Raw genomic sequence first — 20,393 nt, forward strand, 5'->3', positions numbered from 1 at the left:
GCAAAAGTGAAAAAAATTGCTTATTTATCACATCTGATGTCAGAAAATGTAACACGACGAATAAATCACAAAATACAAAAAGATAGCGAAAGTATGTTCGGTGTGGTATAATTTCTTTTGTAAGGAAAACCAAGGTTTTCCTATTGTTTTTGTGTCAAGTTTTACAAAGATAATTTAAACGAGGAGGAGAAGATAATGATTGAAAGAGATACTTCTCATACTTTTGAACTTGTTTCAAAGTATCAACCTGCCGGAGACCAACCCGTGGCCATTCAACAGCTCGTTGATGGTGTCTTAGAGGGGAAGAAGGCTCAGATATTATTAGGCGCAACAGGTACAGGAAAAACCTATACCATTTCTAATCTGATAAAAGAAGTCAATAAGCCAACTTTAATTATTGCTCATAACAAAACATTAGCTGGGCAATTATATGGAGAATTTAAAGAGTTTTTTCCGAATAATGCAGTCGAATATTTTGTTTCTTATTATGATTACTATCAACCAGAAGCCTATGTTCCTTCTAGTGATACGTATATTGAGAAAGATTCCAGTATTAATGATGAGATTGATAAGCTACGCCATTCAGCAACTAGCTCGCTTCTTGAGCGAAATGACGTAATTGTTGTCGCTTCTGTTTCTTGTATCTTTGGTTTAGGATCTCCCAAAGAGTACAGTGAACAAGTTGTCTCCATTCGTGTTGGGATGGAAATGGACCGCAACCAACTTTTAAAAAAAATGATTGATATCAACTTTGAACGCAATGATATTGATTTTCAACGGGGACGGTTCCGTGTTCGTGGAGATGTTGTAGAAATTTTCCCAGCTTCGAGAGATGAGCGAGCTTTACGTATTGAGTTTTTTGGCGATGAAGTGGAACGAATCCGTGAAGTGGATGCCTTAACCGGTGAAGTTGTCGGGGAGACAGAACATGTTGCTATTTTCCCGGCCACTCACTTTGTAACAAATGATGATCATATGGAACACGCAATTGAGAATATTCGAAACGAATTAGAGGCACGTTTAAAGGTCTTAAGAGATGACAATAAATTATTAGAAGCACAACGTTTAGAGCAACGTACAAACTATGATATTGAGATGATGATGGAGATGGGCTATACTTCTGGGATTGAGAATTACTCAAGACATATGGATGGTCGAAAAGAAGGCGAACCTCCTTATACCTTAATCGATTTTTTCCCTGATGATTTTTTATTGGTTATCGATGAGTCTCATGTAACTATGCCTCAGGTTCGAGGAATGTATAACGGCGATAGAGCGCGGAAACAAATGTTAGTCGACTATGGTTTCCGCTTGCCCTCTGCGTTGGACAATCGTCCGTTACGATTGGAAGAGTTTGAAGAGCATGTCAACCAAATCGTCTATGTTTCAGCAACACCTGGCCCGTACGAAGCAGAACAAACAGATACCGTTGTTCAACAGATTATTCGTCCGACTGGTTTACTTGATCCGCTCATTGAAGTGCGTCCAATCATGGGGCAAATTGATGACTTGGTTGGAGAAATTAATGAGCGTGTTGAGAAGAATCAACGGGTATTTGTGACAACGCTAACGAAAAAAATGTCAGAGGATTTGACCGATTACTTCAAAGAATTAGGGATTAAAGTCAAATACCTGCATAGTGACATAAAAACATTAGAGCGAACAGAGATTATTCGCGACTTACGTTTAGGAGAATTTGACGTCTTGGTAGGGATTAACTTACTAAGAGAAGGTCTTGACGTGCCTGAGGTTTCATTAGTAGCTATTTTAGATGCAGACAAAGAAGGTTTCTTGCGTAGTGAACGATCACTTGTCCAAACCATTGGACGGGCTGCCCGAAACGCAGAAGGAAAAGTTATTATGTATGCAGATAAGATGACTGATTCTATGCAGCGAGCGATTGATGAGACGGCTCGACGTCGTGAGAAACAAAAAGCTTACAATGAGGAACATGGGATTGTTCCGAAAACAATCATTAAAGAAATTCGCGAGTTAATTTCGATTTCGAAAGCAGTCGAAGGCTCTGAAGAAGAAAAAGTATCTGTTTCTTACAGTGAATTGAGTAAGGCAGAAAAAGAAACGCTACTATTAAAACTAGAAAAAGAAATGAAGGATGCGGCGAAATCTTTAGACTTTGAAACCGCAGCGACTCTAAGAGACACGATCCTTGAGTTGAAAGCATCAGAATAGGAGACAATTATGGCAAACGATAAAATAGTGATTCACGGTGCAAGAGCCCATAACCTAAAGGACATCGATGTAACGATTCCAAGAGATAAGTTAGTGGTCGTCACAGGGCTTTCTGGTTCAGGGAAAAGTTCCTTAGCTTTTGATACATTATATGCAGAAGGACAACGTCGGTATGTAGAGAGTTTATCTGCCTATGCCAGACAATTTTTAGGACAGATGGACAAGCCAGATGTGGATAGTATTGACGGCTTAAGTCCTGCTATCTCAATTGACCAGAAAACAACAAGTAAAAATCCGCGTTCGACGGTCGGAACTGCAACAGAAATTAATGATTACCTACGTTTACTTTATGCACGTGTGGGGCATCCCATTTGTCCTAATGACCATATTGAAATTACAAGTCAGTCCGTTGAACAGATGGTAGATGAAGTCTTAGAATTAGAAGATCGAACCAAAATTCAAATTTTGGCGCCTGTTGTGACTAAGAAAAAGGGACAACATAAAAAAGTCTTTGAGATGATTCAGCGAGAAGGATATGTTCGGATTCGTGTAGATGGAGAAACTTATGACATTTCTGAAGCACCTGAGTTAGAGAAAAGTAAAAAACATGATATCGCGATTGTTATTGACCGAATTGTGATAAAAAAAGGCATTCGCTCTCGTTTATTCGATTCATTTGAAGCTGCGTTACGACTGGCTGAAGGTTATGCACTAGTTGATGTGATTGGTGAAAAAGAGATGCTCTTTAGTGAACATTATTCCTGTCCTTACTGTGGGTTTACTGTGGGTGAGTTAGAACCACGTTTGTTCTCATTTAATGCGCCGTTTGGGGCGTGTGCAGAATGTGATGGTTTGGGTGTGAAATTAGAAGTCGATCGTGATTTGGTAATTCCCGACGCTTCTAAAACGTTAAGAGAAGGGGCGATTGCGCCTTGGAATCCAATTAGTTCTCAGTATTATCCGCAAATGTTAGAACAAGCTGCGACTAGTTTTTCTATCGATATGGACACACCATTTGAAGACCTTCCAGAAGAGCATCAAGAGATCGTCTTAAATGGTTCCAAAGGCGAGCTATTTCATTTTCATTATGAAAATGATTTTGGCGGTGTCCGCGATGTCGAAGTGGCATTTGAAGGCGTGCTAAAAAATATTGACCGTCGCTATCATGAGACAAATAGTGAGTTTACTCGTGAACAAATGCGTCTTTATATGACCGAGTTGACTTGTCAATCTTGTAAAGGATACCGTTTGAATCCACAAGCCTTATCTGTCCAAATTAACGGAACAAATGTTGGACAAATAAGTGAGTTGGCTATAAAAAAAGCAATTAAATTCTTTGATAATGTACAATTATCAGAACAAGAAAAAATCATTGCGCGACCTATTTTAAAGGAAGTCAATGATCGGTTGACGTTCTTAGAAAATGTCGGCTTGGATTATCTAACCTTAAGTAGAGCTTCTGGAACCTTATCAGGCGGGGAAGCACAACGAATTCGTTTGGCTACCCAGATTGGATCCAATCTTTCAGGGGTGTTGTATATCTTAGATGAGCCTTCTATCGGATTACACCAAAGAGATAATGATCGGTTAATTCAATCGCTGAAGAAAATGCGCGACTTAGGGAACACCTTAATTGTTGTAGAACATGATGAAGACACGATGCGCGCTGCCGATTATTTGATTGATGTGGGACCAGGCGCTGGACATCTAGGTGGAGAGATTGTTGCTGCAGGAACACCAAAACAAGTAGAAAAAAATAAAAAGTCATTGACCGGACAATATTTATCAGGAAAAAAAGGCATTCCTGTACCCAAAGAACGTAGAAAAGGCAATGGTAAGAAGGTCAAAATCACTGGGGCTACTGAGAATAATTTAAAAAATGTTACCGTTGAATTTCCTTTAGGTAAATTTATTGCCGTAACGGGTGTCTCTGGTTCTGGTAAGAGTACGTTAGTGAATCAGATTCTAAAAAAAGGGTTAGCACAAAAGATTAATCGGAATTCTAATAAACCAGGCAAACACAAAAAGTTAACGGGTTATGAAACCATTGAAAAGGTTATTGACATTGACCAAAGTCCGATTGGGCGAACGCCTCGAAGTAACCCAGCGACTTATACGAGCGTTTTTGATGATGTTCGTGATTTGTTTGCGAAGACGAATGAAGCGAAGGTCCGTGGTTATAAAAAAGGACGTTTTAGTTTTAACGTTAAAGGCGGTCGTTGCGAAGCGTGTCGTGGAGATGGGATTATCAAGATTGAGATGCACTTCTTACCAGATGTTTATGTTCCTTGTGAAGTTTGTCATGGTAAGAGATATAATTCTGAAACATTAGAAGTCCACTATAAAGGCAAAAACATTGCGGATATTCTTGAGATGACTGTAGAAGATGCGGTTGAATTCTTCAAACATATTCCAAAAATCCATCGTAAACTCCAAACAATCTTAGATGTTGGACTAGGTTATGTCACATTAGGTCAACCTGCAACAACATTATCCGGTGGGGAAGCACAGCGGATGAAATTAGCCAGTGAATTACACAAAATTTCAAACGGCAAAAACTTTTACATTTTGGATGAACCGACAACAGGGTTACACACCGATGATATTGCGCGTTTGTTAGTCGTTTTAGAACGTTTAGTTGATGCTGGCAATACAGTTTTAGTGATTGAGCATAATTTGGATGTCATAAAATCTACAGACTATGTCATTGACTTAGGTCCAGAAGGTGGAGATGGAGGGGGAACGATTATCGCTAAAGGAACACCAGAGGAAATTGCTGCGGTTCCAGAAAGCAGCTATACAGGTTTTTATTTAAGAAATGTTATAAAATAGTGGTCTGTTTTTTCATTATTTGATTTTTTTTAAATCAGTTTCTTAAAAAAGTTTAAAAACCTTATAAATTCGCTTGTTTTTGCCGATGATATTCGATACTATTTACTTATGGTTGAACTCTATTACTAAATTGGTATAGAAAAAGACAGCCTATAAGTGAAATCCGTTCAAAAAAGAAATGAGCAATCTGAGGTCTTCCCTTTGATTGCTTTTTTCTTTGTGGTATGATATTCCTGTTGCAAAACTTTTTTAGAAAAAATTAATAAGAGTGTCTGACTTGAGCGAGTCAGAAATTAAGAATAAAAGAGAGCGTGTTTATATGAGTAATCAACAAGAGTTTGTGCCAATTTTATTAGGAAGTGATATGAATGTGTATGGGATGGCACGTTCTTTTTACGAAGCCTATGGAAAAATTTGTCAGGCGTACGCGTCTGATCAATTAGCACCGACGAAATATAGTCATATCGTAAATGTGGAGGTTATTCCAGGATTTGAAAAAGATCCTGTTTTTATTGACGAAATGAGAAGATTGATGACTGAGACTTATACAGATTCATCAAAAACTTATCTCCTTATCTCTTGCGGAGATGGCTATGCAGAGTTAATCTCCCAGCATAAAGAGGAGCTTTCAAAGACGTTTGTTTGTCCGTATATTGATTATAAAATGTTTGAACGTTTAGTAAATAAAGTTAGTTTTTACGAAATCTGCGAGGAGTACAATCTTCCATACCCAAAAACATTGATTATTCGTAAAGAGATGATTCAAAACGGCCAATTGACTGAGGATCTACCATTTAATTTTCCAGTGGCTTTGAAGCCAGCTAATAGTGTTGAATATCTTTCTGTTAAATTTGAAGGACGGAAAAAAGCCTTCATTATTGATAATCAAGAAGAATTTGATTCAATTGTCAATAAAATCTATGCAGCAGGTTACACAAGTGAACTGATTGCACAGGACTTTATTCCAGGTGATGATAGTAATATGCGTGTACTAAATGCCTACGTTGACGAATCACACAATGTTCGAATGATGTGTCTAGGGCATCCATTATTGGAAGATCCAACACCCGCATCTATTGGAAACTACGTGGTGATTATGCCTGATTATAATGAAAAAATTTATCAGACAATCAAAACCTTCTTAGAGAGGATAGAGTATACAGGATTTGCTAATTTTGATATGAAATACGATGTTCGCGATGGCGAATATAAGTTATTTGAAATCAATTTAAGACAAGGGCGTAGTAGCTTTTTCGTTACACTAAATGGCTTAAATCTTGCAAAATTCGTGACAGAAGATCGTGTTTTCAACGAACCGTTTACAAAGACAATTTACGGAAGTAATGCCTCTGAGAATGCCAAATTGTGGCTGGGAGTTCCAAAAAAAGTCTTCTTAACTTATGCCAGAGATAATCAAGATAAGGAAATTGCCAAACAGATGATTAAAGAGGGTCGTTGGGGAACGACTGTTTTCTATTCAAAAGATAACTCTCTTAGACGTTGGTTACTAATGAGATATATGTTTCATAATTACATTGCACGATTTAAAACCCATTTTAATATGAAAGAAGGGTAATTTATGGAGAACTTTTTCAGCATCTTAGGTGGTATGGGGACAATGGCTACTGAGAGTTTTGTTCGTCTACTTAACCATCGAACGATTGCGCATAAAGATCAGGATTATTTGAATTATGTTCTGTTTAATCATGCGACAGTTCCTGATCGTACGGCTTATATTTTAGACCAAACAAAAGAAAATCCTGTCCCTTTTTTACTGGATGACATTAAGAAACAAAATTTACTCCAACCAGATTTTATCGTCTTAACCTGTAACACAGCTCACTACTTTTTTGATGAGCTGCAAGAGGCAACAGAGATTCCGATGCTACATATGCCTAGAGAAGCTGCCAAAGAATTGAAACAACAGATGACCACTGGCAGAGTCGCTTTTCTTGGGACGGAAGGTAGTGTCAAAGCTGGCGTCTATGAAAAAGAACTACGTGATTTCGGTTTTGAGGTATTCCTGCCTAAAAAAGTTTTACAAGAAAAAGTCAATCACCTGATTTACCATGATATTAAAGAACATGACTTTTTGAATAAAGAACTTTATTATGAGATTTTAGAGGAAGTCACCACCAAACATGCTTGTGATCAGATTGTCTTAGGTTGTACAGAACTCTCACTAATGCAGGAGTTTGTCACGGATAATCCATATCCAGTGATTGATGCGCAGTCTATCTTAGTAGACCGCACGATTCAAAAGGCATTAATGATGAGAAAAAATAACATAGCAAACTGAATAAAATAAATGTAAAAGACGGAAGTAATCACAAATCGAGGAACCTGAGCGCTAGCTTCTCTGGTTTCGTTGATGGAAGTTGCTTTTGTCTTTTCTTTATTTCATGGGAAAGTTTGGGTGACGGTCTATTTGTATGGAAATTCCCTAATAATTTATAAAGAGATTAGAAAAAGAACGAGAATGATAGCCGGGACACGCCCGGCATGATATAATATATAAGAACAACAAATAGGAGTGAACGAATATGGCAGATAATTTACAATTAGTCATTATTACAGGAATGAGCGGTGCTGGAAAAACAGTGGCTATTCAAAGCTTTGAAGATATGGGCTACTTTTGTGTAGACAATATGCCGCCAAGCTTAATTCCTAAATTTTGGGAATTAATAAAAGAGTCAGGGAAAGTGACAAAGATTGCCTTAGTTGTCGATTTGCGTTCACGTTCATTTTTTGAAGAAATTCAAAATATGCTGATAGAAATTGAAAACACAGGCTTTATTGACACCTCTGTACTATTTTTAGATGCCTCAGATGCTGAGTTAGTTTCTCGTTACAAAGAGACACGCCGTACGCATCCTATGGCAATGGACGGCCTTGTTACAGAAGGAATTCGTAAAGAGCGTGCAATTTTAGATGATATGAAGGCTCGTGCATCGATTGTAATTGATACGACTGAGTTAAGTCCTCGTCAGTTAAGAGAAAAAATTAATCATGAATTCAAATCAAAAGGAGACCTAGGTTTTCGAATTGAAATGGTTTCATTTGGCTTCAAATACGGTTTGCCAATTGATGCAGATATTGTGATGGATGTGCGCTTCTTACCCAACCCACACTATATTCCAGAATTACGTCCTTTGACCGGTCAAAATCCGGAAGTCTATGAATATGTCATGTCTTTTCCTGAGACAGAAGAGTTTTATACGAAATTTATTGACTTACTCAAAACAGTTTTACCGGGATATGTTACAGAAGGAAAAAGCAGTTTAACGATTGCGATTGGGTGTACAGGTGGCCAGCATCGATCAGTTGCCTTAACCCAACGTGTCGGAAATGAATTGAAAAAAGACTATAAAGTCAATATTACTCATCGTGACAAAGACAAACGTAAAGAGACGGTAAATCGCTCATGAAGATGAAAACTTATCGTATAAGAAAACCAAAAATTGTTGTCGTTGGTGGGGGGACTGGACTCCCTGTCATCTTAAAGAGTTTACGAAATCAAGGGGCTGATATTACAGCCGTAGTGACAGTTGCTGACGATGGTGGGAGTAGTGGGGAAATCAGAAATACGATTGATATGGCCCCTCCTGGAGATATGAGAAATGTCCTGGTCGCGTTATCGGATATGCCACAGCTTTATGAAGACATTTTTCAGTATCGTTTTGATAAAGGCGATAAATTCTTAGCCAATCATGCTATTGGGAATTTAATTATTGCGGCCGTTTCAGAAATGCGTGGCAGCACGTATGATGCAATCCAGCTCTTAGCCAAAATGATGCATGTGGATGGGCATATCTACCCGTCTTCTGAACAGCCCTTAGTGTTGCATGCAGTCTTTAAAGATGGAACCACGGCTGTCGGTGAATCGAAAATTGCCTTAGATAGAAAAACGATTGATCACGTATTTGTCCGTAATGTCGAAGGGGATGATACGCCAACTGCTGCCCGTAAGGTTGTGACCAGTATCATGGAAGCTGACATGGTTGTTTTGGGTCCAGGAAGCTTGTTTACAAGTATTCTACCTAACCTAGTAATTCCAGAAATTGGTGAAGCGTTGGTTCAAACTGAAGCAGAAGTGGTTTATATCTGTAATATTATGACCCAAAAAGGGGAAACAGAGCACTTTACGGATGCCGACCATGTTCGTGTACTAAATACTCATTTGCAAAATAAATTTGTAGATACGGTTTTGGTTAACACGGAAAAGGTGCCTGAAGGGTATATGGATCCTGAGATTTATGATGAATATTTGGTTCAAGTAGCTCATGATTTCTCTGGCTTAAGAGAAGAAGGCTGTCGTGTGGTCTCTACAGACTTTTTAGAGTTGAGAGATGGGGGCGTCTTTCATGATGGAACAAAAGTGGTTGAAGAGTTGTTTCGGATTGTTTTTGGGGCCAAAGTGTAGTTTGAGCCGAAATAAGAAGAGAAAGGAGGGAATAGATTGTCCTTTGCAGCCGAGGTAAAAAAAGAATTGACTGGTTTGGAGGTTCATAGAGAGCATGCAAAAGCAGAATTAGCGGCTCTTATTCGAATGAATGGTTCGTTAAGTTTGTCGAATCATCAGTTTATTTTGAATGTCCAAACAGAGAATGCGGCGATTGCCAGACGAATCTATTCTCTTTTAAAAGATCATTACGACGTGCGAAGTGAGTTACTTGTACGAAAGAAGATGAAATTAAAAAAGAATAATGTGTATATCGTTCGTTTAAAACAAGATACCAAGCGCGTGTTGTTGGATTTGGATATTATGGATGGGCTGGTGTTTAACAGTCATGTCTCAGACGAAATATTAGGAAATGCACAAAAAATGCGTTCGTATCTACGTGGGGCTTTTATGGCTTCTGGTTCAGTTAATAATCCAGAAACGAGCCGGTACCATCTTGAGATTTATTCTCTGTATGAAGAACATAATCAAGATGTTTGTGATATGTTAAATTATTATGATCTGAATGCCCGAACATTAGAGCGTCGAAATGGCTATATTTGCTATTTAAAAGGGGCAGAAAAGATTGCAGATTTTTTGACGTTAATTGGGGCAACGAATTCAATGCTTCGTTTTGAAGATGTTCGGATTGTTCGTGACATGAGAAACTCAGTCAACCGTTTGGTTAATTGCGAAACAGCTAATTTGAATAAGACGATTGATGCCGCTTCAAAACAGATTGAAAATATTCAATACATCGAAAATACAGTGGGGCTACAGGCCTTACCAGAAAAATTACAAGAAATTGCTGAACTACGGTTGGAGCATCCCGAAGTTAGTTTGAAAGAATTAGGGGAAATGATTCCCTCTGGTGTCATTTCAAAATCAGGAATCAATCACCGAATTCGAAAAATTAATGAGTTCTCTGAAAACTTAAGAAAATGAGTTAGATCCTGAATTATTCATACTTTTAAAAAAATAACGAAGAAAACCTTAAAACCAAATTTTAGAGAACTTGGCACCTAATTTTGAATCTATTCAGAAGAAAAATTGGATTCAAAACTTAATTCTGCCTTCATTTCTTGGGTTTCACTTAAAAAAGGGCACACTAGCCCCTTGGTAGCACTAAAAAATTTTTTTAAGGTCTATGTCAGTTTTTTGTAGGATAAAGCTGTAAGCCTTGTATTTTTTCAAGAACCTGCCAATAAAACACATCAAATACATTCGTGCTAGAAAGTTGAATAAACGTTCGCCTTGCATGAGAGACCACACGAGCTGCGATATGAAATAGACGGAAACGAATCGTACAGATGCTAAGCTTCTTTTGAGTTTCAGGAAAGACCAGTTGTTTCATACACTGCATTAAATTGTAAGCAACACTGCTTAAAAGCATCCGAAATGCATTCGCTGTAAACGATGTACTGTCCGTTTTATCGAAGAAAAAACCGTTTTTGATTTCTTTGATTAAATTTTCCATGGCACCACGGTTTTGATACATGGGGAAAATTTGTTTTGGAGATAACTCTATTAGATTGGTTACGAGAAATGCATGAGAAAACAGAAATTCTCCAGCGTTTCGAGTCGATTTGATCACCACGCGATAGGGATGTACCCAAGTATTCGGGCAATAGTTCTCTAACGTCAACCACTGGACTTCTTCTTTGGTGAAATCAGTCTCATCACTGTATAAGACAAGTTGTTCAGCGATTTTTTGCAGTTTTCGATTGGCTTTTAGTCGAATGATGAATTTGGCATGGTGTGTTTCACAAACTTGATAGACTTCAGGTTTGGCAAATCCACTGTCTCCTCGAACAATCAGTTCTAACTCCTTTTCCTGATAACGCTGAAGGATAGGCGCTAGAAAATCTTCGGCACCTTTTGAAGTATAGTCGCACCCTGCACGCAATTCAGCACCTAATAATGCGCCAGAAATGAGGTCAAAAGCTAATAGAGGATGATAGCCAGTGGTTTTATAATGGCCATTGTAAGTTGATTCTTCTTGTTTTCCATAAGTATCACAGTGCGTAGAATCGATGTCCAAAATCAGTTGTCTTTGATTCGTTTGCTCGATTAAAAACGCACCGAGAGTTTGTGCTAAATGGTGTACGCCAGGCAGTTCTTCTTGACTGACCCCATTGATAAAACGAGATAACGTTGGCTGAGAGGCACAAAGCTTATCCAGTGCAAGTTGAAAAACAGGATCCTCTTTTAATGTGTTAGCCGCTTCATCTTTCTGATATCCGGCAATCAGTTGAAGGACCAATTGCGTAAATTGGTTCTTTAGCTGATGGGTACAATATTTCCTATTGTCTTGAAAAGCGACTGTTTCTTGTAAAAAATGGTCAAATTGGATTTTTTTCATAAATTCTTTCACAAGTAAAATGCCGCCATCTGAGGAAAGCCGACCACCATCGTTAGAAATTTCCAGTTTGGGATTGAATAAAAGGGATTGTTGTTGTAATGTAGACATGAAGAGCACACTCCTTGTTTTTGTTGGTTTTTGTCAACTTTACAATAACATAAAGTGTGCTCTTTTTGTGCACCTATTGGGTGAAATGAAAGAAATCTCAAACCCTTTGAGGTTCTTAGAGTCTTGAAACTTTCTAATGATTTTATGAATAATTCAGGTTAGATAAGAGTAGCAGCTAAAATAGCGAAAAAAGACATAGGAATAAAAAAACTCAGCGAATCCTGTACAGAAACGGAGGTCAGACCTCTTGTTTCCAGTGGGTTCGCTGAGTTTTTGCTTTTTGCACAAATAAAGACTAAAAACATGGGCATGAGAAACGAGCTGAAAATTTCTAGCTGATTCGTTCTTTTAACTCGTCTAAAGAAATTGATTCATCAAAGATATGATCATCCACAATGATTGTAGGTACAAATTTGATATTTGCTGTTTCAGCTTCTTCTATTATAGACTGAGTAACTTCTTGATTGAACTGCTCAGTTAGATGAAGTGTTTCTTTTGCGAATGTGGCCACTTTTTCTAGGCTGAGGTGCCCCCAGTCATCTTGCGTCTCAAATATTTTTTTTAATTCCTGCAAGGCTTTGACACCATCTGTTTGTGTGATGTAGTGTTGCATGACATTACCGCGTTGCAAGCTTTCCTTTTCTTTGTCCAAAAGCTTGATGATTCGTTGGACTTGTCCTTCAGAAACAGCTTCAAAAAGAATGTCATACGATTCTTCAAACCATTGACGACAATAAGGACAGCGAACATTTAGAAACTCAATCATTTTTTTCGGTGCTTCCTCCGAACCCAGTTTCAAACCGACTAACGAGTTGGTTCGGTTGGCATTAATAACAGATATATCCATTAAAAATTCCTCCTTTAGTAACAGTGTAGCGAACTTTTTGGAAAAAAGAAATTTTTTTAGCTTCAAGTTCACAAAAATTAGAGGGATTTTCTAAGTTTATTTTAAAGTATGTGAAAAAACTCTCCTATAATCTCTTTCAAATAATGAAATATCAGTTATAATAAAGTGGATAGATTTGACTCAAATCAAATAAGAGGATGATGATAGAGATGCGTAAAATGAAAACGATGGACGGAAATACTGCTGCAGCTTATATTTCCTATGCCTTTACTGAATTAGCTGCGATTTATCCAATTACTCCAAGCTCTACTATGGCCGAGTTAGTTGATCAATGGTCTGCTGAAGGGAAAAAGAATGTTTTTGGTCAACCAGTCAAAATTGTTGAGATGCAATCAGAAGCTGGGGCTGCTGGAGTGGTTCATGGCTCATTAAAAACAGGGGCACTAACAACTACGTACACCGCTTCACAAGGTTTGTTATTAATGATTCCCAATATGTACAAAATCGCAGGTGAACTGCTTCCGGGTGTTTTCCATGTAGCTAGTCGGGCAGTTACAACGAATGCCCTAAATATCTTTGGCGACCATGGCGATGTGATGGCAGCGCGTCAAACGGGTTTTGCAATGCTTCAAGAAAGTAGTGTACAAGAAGTCATGGATTTGGCTCCAGTTGCCCATTTAGCGGCGATTGAATCAGGGATTCCTTTCTTAAACTTTTTTGATGGCTTTCGAACGAGTCATGAGATTCAAAAAATTGAAGTGTTAGAATATGATGAATTGGCTCCGATGATTGACCAAGAAAAACTGATAGCCTTTCGTGAAAAGAGTATGAATCCAAATCATCCGTCTGTAAGTGGGACAAATCAGAACCCAGACATACATTTCCAACAACGAGAAACGATTAATTCGTATTACGAGATTTTACCTACGATTGTTCAGAAATATATGAGAAAAATCAATGAGTTACGTGGAACGAATTACGATGTCGTGACCTATTATGGCCCAGAGGACGCAGAAGAAATTATTGTCTCTATGGGTTCTGTAGCACCAACAATCGAACAAACCATTGATTACTTAACGGCTCAAGGACGTAAAGTCGGCTTTTTAAATATCCATTTATACCGTCCTTTCCCAATTGAAACATTTTTAGAAAAATTGCCAAAAACAGTGAAGAGTATTGCCGTCTTAGATAGAAGTAAGGAACCTGGAGCAGGTGGCGAACCTTTATTATTGGATGTTCAAAGTGCGATTTATGATACTGATTTACATCCAGTCGTTATTGGTGGACGTTACGGATTAGGTTCAAAAGATGTTGTTCCAAATCAAATCGTTGCAGTCTATGATGAATTACAAAAAAATAAAAAGGAAATGAAGCGTCGATTTACGATAGGAATTGAAGATGATGTGACCCACATGTCTCTAGACTTAGGACCTTCATTAGATTTAACAAATAAACAAACCTATCAAGCGAAATTCTGGGGGTTTGGTTCAGATGGAACAGTTGGGGCGAATAAATCTGCCATCAAGATTATTGGGGATCATACGCAAAAATATGCGCAAGGTTATTTCTATTATGACTCCAAAAAATCAGGTGGCTTGACCGTTTCTCACTTACGTTTCGGGGAGACCCCTATCCGTTCAACCTATCTAATTGAACATGCAGATTTTGTTGCTTGTCATACACCGGCCTATATTCATAATTACGATTTAGTTAAAGGGTTGAAAAAAGGCGGCACGTTCCTTTTAAATACAGTGTGGGATGAGGAACAACTAAATCGCCACTTACCTAATAAGCTAAAACGCTACATCGCCGAAAATGAGATTCAATTTTATACAATCAATGCGGTGAAACTGGCGCAAGAAGTTGGTTTGGGTGGGCGAATAAACACTGCGATGGAAACAGCCTTTTTCAAATTAGCCAATATTATTCCGTTTGAGGAAGTCTTACCAATATTAAAAGATGAAGCGCTGAAAAGTTATCGAAAAAAATCAATGGCGATTGTTGAAAAAAACATTCAAGCTATTGAACGAACGGTTGAGTTGTTGCATAAGGTGACAGTGCCTAAGGAATGGTTAACAGTCTCTCTTGAACCAAAAAAAGCGATTGAAAAGAAATCAGCCTACATTACGGAAATTTTAGAGCCTGTTAACGCACAAGAAGGTGATACCCTTTCAGTCGGAACCCTAGTTGCTAATGGGATGACAGATGGTCGAATGCCTTTAGGAACTTCTGCCGTTGAAAAACGAGGCGTAGCATTAGAAGTTCCAGAATGGATAAGCGATCGTTGTACGATGTGTAATGAGTGTGCCTTTGTTTGTCCGCATGCTGCAATTCGTCCATTTTTAGCAGATGATGAAGAAGTAGAGGAAGCGCCTGTTGGTTTTATCGTTCGCGAAATGCGTGGCGCAGATGGCTTAAAATACAGAATTCAAGTTTCTGTGGAAGATTGTACGGGCTGTGGTCTTTGTGTGGAAGCTTGTCCAGCAAAAGGAAAAGCACTTGTAATGAAACCGTACGAAGAATCTAAAGAGCAAGCCATCAATTGGGCCTTTGCTATGACCCTTCGTCAGAAAGAAAATCCAATCAAAAAAAATACGGTTTTAGGCACCCAATTTAACAAACCACTATTAGAATTTTCTGGTGCTTGTGCGGGCTGTGGGGAAACACCTTACGTGAAATTGTTGACTCAAATGTATGGAGACAGAATGATGATTGCCAATGCAACAGGCTGTTCTTCTATATGGGGTGGTGCAGCACCCGCATCTCCTTATACAACCAATGCTCAAGGACAAGGACCAGCTTGGTCTAACTCATTGCTTGAAGATAATGCTGAATATGGGTACGGGATGTTCTTAGCTACACAGACTCGTCGAGAACATTTGGCTAGTAAAATGATGAAAGTAATGAAAGCTCAAACTAAGTGTTCAGACAGCTTGATAAACTTATTTATCGACTGGTTGGCTCATATGAATAGCAGTGAAGGAACACAACAACGAGCAGCTAAACTGACTGCTGCTTTGGCAGAAGAAAAAGGTTCGAATACAACCTTAGAGGAAATCTACAGTGATCGTGACTTGTTTGTCAAACCAAGTCAATGGATGATTGGCGGCGATGGTTGGGCCTATGATATTGGTTATGGTGGGATTGATCACGTATTGGCTAGTGGTGCAGATGTTAACTTACTTGTGTTAGATAACGAAGTGTACTCGAATACAGGTGGGCAAGTGTCTAAAGCAACGCCAGCATCGGCAATTGCTAAGTTTTCTGCCAGTGGTAAATATGCTTCGAAAAAAGACTTGGGCATGATGGCGATGACGTATGGAAATGTTTATGTTGCGCAAATTGCTTCAGGAGCGAATCAAATGCAAACAATTAAAGCCTTAGATGAAGCTGAAAAATTCCCTGGGCCTTCAATTGTAATTGCCTATACTCCTTGTATTACACATGGCCTTTTAGGTGGGATGAGCCAAACGTTAAAAGAAGCCAAAGAGGCAGTCGAATGTGGCTATTGGTCGCTTTACCGTTTTAATCCTGAGTTAAGAGAACAAGGAAAGAGCCCAATGACTTTAGACTTCAAGAAACCTGATTTTTCTCTAATGCCTGAGTTCATGAGACAACAGGTTCGCTTTTCTTCATTAGAAGCGACTCAATCGGAGCATGCGGGACAATTATTTGAGAAGACGGTTAATGATGCCAAAACACGTTTCTACAATTATGCTCGTTTGGCAGGTCAAGAAGATAAAATTCGTGAAAAACTAGAAGGTAAGGCAACAGCAACTTCATCTGGCTCAGCTGAAACGCCTGAAAAAAATGGGCGAGTTAGAAAAGAACGCGTGGTTGATCCAGAAGCAGAAGCAAGACGGGCACAACGACGAGCTGAGAGGGCAGCAAAACGAACGGAATAAACCAAGTTGGTCTACCATTGACATGGAAGAAATTATTCACAGTTTCTTCCATGTTTTTTGATTTTTAAAGAATTTCTATCCTTTACAGAAAGTTTTCCTAAATTAAATTAAAAATTTGGTCTATCTACTGCCAAGGGAATCAAAGCTATGATATACTATTTAGGAAATCTCAAATAGAGAAGAGGTTGTCTATGTCATTTCAATTAGGAGAACTACTCAATCCCGAGTATTGGAAACAGATTTTCACAGGAAGCTTATTTTCCGCAAATTTTTTTATTAATATATTAGACATTATAGTGGTCTGGTATTTAGTCTATAAGTTGATGCAACTAGTTAGAGGAACAAAGGCTGTTCAATTATTAAAAGGGGTCGCCATTTTTATATTGATTCAGATTCTAGCTGACATTATTGGCTTACACACAGTTTCTTGGTTAATGAGCCAGGTGATTACCTATGGCGTTATCGCGACCATTGTCATATTCCAACCCGAAGTGCGCCGCGGACTTGAACATTTAGGAAGGAGCTCGTTGTTCAAATCTTCAAAAAGCGGGCAACGTGAAGGCGAGAAAATAATTTTGGCCTTTGACAAAGCTATTCAGTATATGTCCAAACGAAAAATTGGGGCACTTATCACCATTCAGCGAACTACTGGACTAGATGAATATATTGAAACAGGAATTGAGTTGGATGCAGATATTACAGGAGAGTTATTGATTAACATTTTTATTCCTAACACGCCGTTACATGACGGTGCAGTAATTGTAAAAGAAGGGAAGATTGCTGTCGCTTGTGCGTACCTGCCTCTTTCTGAAAGTATGCTAATTCCTAAAGAGTATGGGACAAGACATCGTGCAGCTGTAGGGATTAGTGAAGTTAGTGACGCACTAACCATTATTGTCTCAGAAGAAACGGGAGATGTCAGTATCACGCTAAATAACGAACTAATTCCGGCTTTATCTCAAGAAGAGTATTTAACTATTTTAAAAAGAGAACTGGCCCCAGTAGAAGAGGAAAAAGAGAAGAAGAACCTGTTGCAGTCTTTCCTTGATGGTATGACTAAGGGGGGCAAATGATGGATACAAAAAACAAACGAAGCAACATTTTGTACGCTGTGTTAGCCTTATTGTTTAGCCTTTTATTGTTTTTGAATGCAAATGGAAAAAGCATGAACACAACTTCAGCAGTAGGAAGCGAAGACTATAGTGAAACAGCAACAAATGTCGTTATCAAACCGATCTATGATTCAGAAAAATACTATATTCATGGCTTTGAAAAGAATGTAACTGTCAAGTTAAGTAGTGCGAACAAAGTTCAATTGAATGCTGAACTGAATGAAGATACACGAAATTTTAGTGTAGTTGCAGACTTGTCTAAGTTAAAACCAGGAACTCATGAAGTTCGTTTACGGATGCAAAATTTAAGTAGCGCTGTTTCAGCTAGCATTGATCCAGGAACGGTAACTGTGACTATTGAGAAAAAAGTCACGAAAACTTTTGATGTTGAACCGGTTGTCTCTTCTTCGAACACGGGTGATGGCTTCACTTTAGGTGACGTAGCTGTTTCTCCTAAAGAGGTCCAAATTACTACAGGAGAACAAACGTTAAATGAGATTAGTCGTGTGGTAGCAACCGTTGATCCGACAAAAGTAGCAAAAGCTGATTTTAGTGAGAAGGTCGCTATTCAAGCCTTAAATAAAGCAGGCGAGCCATTGAGTATTCTGTCAACTCCTGATAAAGTCACGGTAGATGTTGAAGTTGTAGCACCGCATAAAGTGGTGACTTTATATCCTCAACAAACAGGTAATCAAGAAGAAGGCATTGCATACTACAGCTTGACATTGAATCAAACGTTAGCTACTATTTCAGGGGCACAAGAAAAATTGGATAGTTTATCGAGTGTTGGTGTTCCTATTGATGTGACAGGCATAACCAAAAAAGTGAAAAAGGCCATCAATGTGCCAATTGATTCAGGACTAGCCATTGCACCTCAAACCGTTGAAGTAACGATTGTGCCAATTTATGAAGCTGGTTATACTCAACGTTCTGTAGAACCAAACGAAAAGAGTTCGTCTGAATCGACAAGTAGCTCTTTTACCAACAAAGAAAAAACGACAAGTGAAACCAAGGAAAAAGAAACGAGTGCGACAAAAGCAACAAGTGCTCAAAATGAGCAAACTGATGAAACTAATTAGGCTGATTTTAAGGAGAGAAAATTAATTATGGGTAAATATTTTGGAACTGATGGTGTTCGAGGAGTCGCGAACAAAGAATTAACACCTGAAATGGCGTTTAAGTTAGGACGTTGTGGTGGGTATGTATTAAGTCAACATGAAACAGGAGACAAGCGTCCGCGCGTTCTTGTCGGAAGAGATACACGAATTTCTGGACAAATGTTAGAAACAGCATTGATTGCAGGTTTACTTTCTGTCGGGATTGAAGTCTTTCAACTAGGAGTGATTTCAACTCCAGGTGTTGCCTACTTAACACGTCTACAAAAAGCCTCTGCTGGTGTAATGATTTCTGCCTCTCATAATCCTGCTGAAGATAATGGTATCAAATTCTTTGGTGCTGACGGCTTCAAGTTAGTTGATAGTCAAGAACTAGAGATTGAAGCATTGCTTGATGCTGAGGTTGACGAGTTACCCCGACCATCTGCTGAAGGGCTGGGAACTGTCGAGGAATTTCCAGAAGGCTTACTAAAATATTCTCAATTTCTTGTTCAAACGATTGCCGGTGACTTATCTGGTATCACGGTCTGTATCGATGCCGCAAATGGGGCGACGGCGACTTCTGTTAATCGTCTGTTTGCTGATTTAGAGACTGATTTTTATACGATGGGCACACAACCAAACGGCTTAAACATTAATGCTGGTGTTGGTTCAACACATCCTGAAAAATTGGCTGAAATGGTTGTTGAAAAAGGCGCAGATGCAGGATTAGCCTTTGATGGAGATGGCGACCGAATTATTGCGGTGGATGAGCTTGGAAATATCGTTGATGGCGATAAAATTATGTTTATCTGTGCGAAATTCTTAGCTGAAAAAAATCGTCTAAAAAAAGATACGATTGTGACAACTGTTATGAGTAATCTTGGGTTCCATAAGGCAGTGGAGGGAATTGGCTTGAAGGATGTGATTACTCAAGTCGGTGATCGATATGTCGTTGAAGAAATGCGTAAAAATGATTACAATTTTGGTGGCGAACAGTCTGGTCACATGGTCTTCTTAGACTACAACACGACTGGAGATGGCATGTTATCTGGTATTCAACTGTTGAATATTATGAAACAGACAGGCAAAAAACTTTCTGAGCTTGCTGGAGAAGTGACGATTTATCCTCAAAAATTAGTTAACATTCGTGTGACTGATAAAAATGGTGCGATGGAAGTTCCAGCAATCAAAGCAGTTGTTGATGCTGCTGAAAAAGAAATGAATGGGGAAGGCCGAATCTTGGTTCGCCCTTCAGGAACAGAACCTCTTTTACGTGTCATGGCTGAAGCGCCAACACATGAAAAAGTTGATTATTATGTTGATAAAATCGCTGATGTTGTTCGTCAAGAAATCGGCGCTGAATAAAGAATAGGTTCAAAATTAGCGAGTGGCGATCAAGTCAACTCGCTAATTTTTTTGGTAAAAAAGGGGCGTCTTACACAAAAAAATCCCTCCCAAGAAATGAAGCTCTGTTTCTTGAGAGGGATTTTTAGTTCGTT

At 38.7% G+C, this 20,393-nt stretch carries 13 protein-coding genes; 11 read left to right on the forward strand and 2 right to left on the reverse strand.

What is annotated here, in order from left to right:
• Window positions 1–195: 195 nt before the first annotated feature.
• The 7 genes from uvrB to whiA all read left to right on the forward strand — a co-directional run bounded on the left by uvrB (window position 196) and on the right by whiA (window position 10,408).
• Window positions 196–2,190, forward strand: a complete 1,995-nt coding sequence (uvrB, locus tag IGI37_RS07145) for an excinuclease ABC subunit UvrB (protein WP_438760879.1) — start codon at window positions 196–198, stop codon at window positions 2,188–2,190.
• A gap of 9 nt (window positions 2,191–2,199) precedes the next feature.
• Window positions 2,200–5,022: an excinuclease ABC subunit UvrA gene (gene uvrA / locus IGI37_RS07150; RefSeq protein WP_438760881.1), complete on the forward strand. Its 2,823-nt coding sequence runs from the start codon at window positions 2,200–2,202 to the stop codon at window positions 5,020–5,022.
• 319 nt (window positions 5,023–5,341) lie between these two features.
• Window positions 5,342–6,598, forward strand: coding sequence for a D-aspartate ligase (locus IGI37_RS07155; protein ID WP_438760883.1), 1,257 nt, complete (start codon window positions 5,342–5,344; stop codon window positions 6,596–6,598).
• Between the two features lie 3 nt (window positions 6,599–6,601).
• Window positions 6,602–7,321 (forward strand): amino acid racemase, encoded by a 720-nt coding sequence (locus IGI37_RS07160; protein ID WP_438760885.1) that lies wholly within the window; start codon window positions 6,602–6,604, stop codon window positions 7,319–7,321.
• Between the two features lie 244 nt (window positions 7,322–7,565).
• Window positions 7,566–8,450: an RNase adapter RapZ gene (gene rapZ, locus IGI37_RS07165; RefSeq protein ID WP_438760887.1), complete on the forward strand. Its 885-nt coding sequence runs from the start codon at window positions 7,566–7,568 to the stop codon at window positions 8,448–8,450.
• Window positions 8,447–9,445 carry a gluconeogenesis factor YvcK family protein gene (locus tag IGI37_RS07170; RefSeq protein WP_438760889.1) on the forward strand — a complete coding sequence of 333 codons (999 nt, stop codon included), beginning with the start codon at window positions 8,447–8,449 and terminating at the stop codon, window positions 9,443–9,445. Before rapZ ends, IGI37_RS07170 begins: the two co-directional genes overlap by 4 nt.
• Before the next feature lie 36 nt (window positions 9,446–9,481).
• Complete coding sequence (gene whiA / locus IGI37_RS07175; RefSeq protein ID WP_438760891.1) at window positions 9,482–10,408, forward strand: DNA-binding protein WhiA; 927 nt, start codon at window positions 9,482–9,484, stop codon at window positions 10,406–10,408.
• 205 nt (window positions 10,409–10,613) lie between these two features.
• Here the strand turns inward: whiA and IGI37_RS07180 are convergent, their stop codons facing one another.
• Both IGI37_RS07180 and IGI37_RS07185 read right to left on the reverse strand, forming a co-directional pair.
• The gene (locus IGI37_RS07180; protein WP_438760893.1) at window positions 10,614–11,933 is read right to left on the reverse strand and encodes an IS1380 family transposase; all 1,320 of its coding nucleotides are present in this window, start codon (window positions 11,931–11,933) and stop codon (window positions 10,614–10,616) included.
• Between the two features lie 331 nt (window positions 11,934–12,264).
• Window positions 12,265–12,780, reverse strand: coding sequence for a DsbA family protein (locus IGI37_RS07185; RefSeq protein ID WP_438760895.1), 516 nt, complete (start codon window positions 12,778–12,780; stop codon window positions 12,265–12,267).
• A gap of 209 nt (window positions 12,781–12,989) precedes the next feature.
• On the opposite strand from IGI37_RS07185, the gene nifJ reads away from it, so the two are divergent.
• From nifJ to glmM, 4 genes are all read left to right on the forward strand, one after another.
• Window positions 12,990–16,685: a pyruvate:ferredoxin (flavodoxin) oxidoreductase gene (gene nifJ, locus IGI37_RS07190; RefSeq protein ID WP_438760897.1), complete on the forward strand. Its 3,696-nt coding sequence runs from the start codon at window positions 12,990–12,992 to the stop codon at window positions 16,683–16,685.
• A gap of 191 nt (window positions 16,686–16,876) precedes the next feature.
• Window positions 16,877–17,758 (forward strand): diadenylate cyclase CdaA, encoded by an 882-nt coding sequence (cdaA, locus tag IGI37_RS07195; protein ID WP_438760899.1) that lies wholly within the window; start codon window positions 16,877–16,879, stop codon window positions 17,756–17,758.
• Window positions 17,758–18,876, forward strand: a complete 1,119-nt coding sequence (locus IGI37_RS07200; RefSeq protein WP_438760901.1) for a CdaR family protein — start codon at window positions 17,758–17,760, stop codon at window positions 18,874–18,876. Before cdaA ends, IGI37_RS07200 begins: the two co-directional genes overlap by 1 nt.
• A gap of 27 nt (window positions 18,877–18,903) precedes the next feature.
• The gene (gene glmM / locus IGI37_RS07205) at window positions 18,904–20,259 is read left to right on the forward strand and encodes a phosphoglucosamine mutase (protein WP_438760903.1); all 1,356 of its coding nucleotides are present in this window, start codon (window positions 18,904–18,906) and stop codon (window positions 20,257–20,259) included.
• The last annotated feature ends 134 nt before the right edge of the window (window positions 20,260–20,393 follow it).

Origin of the sequence: Enterococcus sp. AZ194 (assembly GCF_051713825.1) — a bacterium.
Taxonomy (GTDB): domain Bacteria; phylum Bacillota; class Bacilli; order Lactobacillales; family Enterococcaceae; genus Enterococcus_K.

Bases quoted from the DNA above. Each gene is read 5' to 3' on its own strand.
- uvrB (WP_438760879.1), top strand. From the start codon at position 196: ATGATTGAAAGAGATACTTCTCATACTTTTGAACTTGTTTCAAAGTAT.
- uvrA (WP_438760881.1), top strand. From the start codon at position 2,200: ATGGCAAACGATAAAATAGTGATTCACGGTGCAAGAGCCCATAACCTA.
- IGI37_RS07155 (WP_438760883.1), top strand. From the start codon at position 5,342: ATGAGTAATCAACAAGAGTTTGTGCCAATTTTATTAGGAAGTGATATG.
- IGI37_RS07160 (WP_438760885.1), top strand. From the start codon at position 6,602: ATGGAGAACTTTTTCAGCATCTTAGGTGGTATGGGGACAATGGCTACT.
- rapZ (WP_438760887.1), top strand. From the start codon at position 7,566: ATGGCAGATAATTTACAATTAGTCATTATTACAGGAATGAGCGGTGCT.
- IGI37_RS07170 (WP_438760889.1), top strand. From the start codon at position 8,447: ATGAAGATGAAAACTTATCGTATAAGAAAACCAAAAATTGTTGTCGTT.
- IGI37_RS07180 (WP_438760893.1), bottom strand. From the start codon at position 11,933: ATGTCTACATTACAACAACAATCCCTTTTATTCAATCCCAAACTGGAA.
- IGI37_RS07185 (WP_438760895.1), bottom strand. From the start codon at position 12,780: ATGGATATATCTGTTATTAATGCCAACCGAACCAACTCGTTAGTCGGT.
- nifJ (WP_438760897.1), top strand. From the start codon at position 12,990: ATGCGTAAAATGAAAACGATGGACGGAAATACTGCTGCAGCTTATATT.
- cdaA (WP_438760899.1), top strand. From the start codon at position 16,877: ATGTCATTTCAATTAGGAGAACTACTCAATCCCGAGTATTGGAAACAG.
- IGI37_RS07200 (WP_438760901.1), top strand. From the start codon at position 17,758: ATGGATACAAAAAACAAACGAAGCAACATTTTGTACGCTGTGTTAGCC.
- glmM (WP_438760903.1), top strand. From the start codon at position 18,904: ATGGGTAAATATTTTGGAACTGATGGTGTTCGAGGAGTCGCGAACAAA.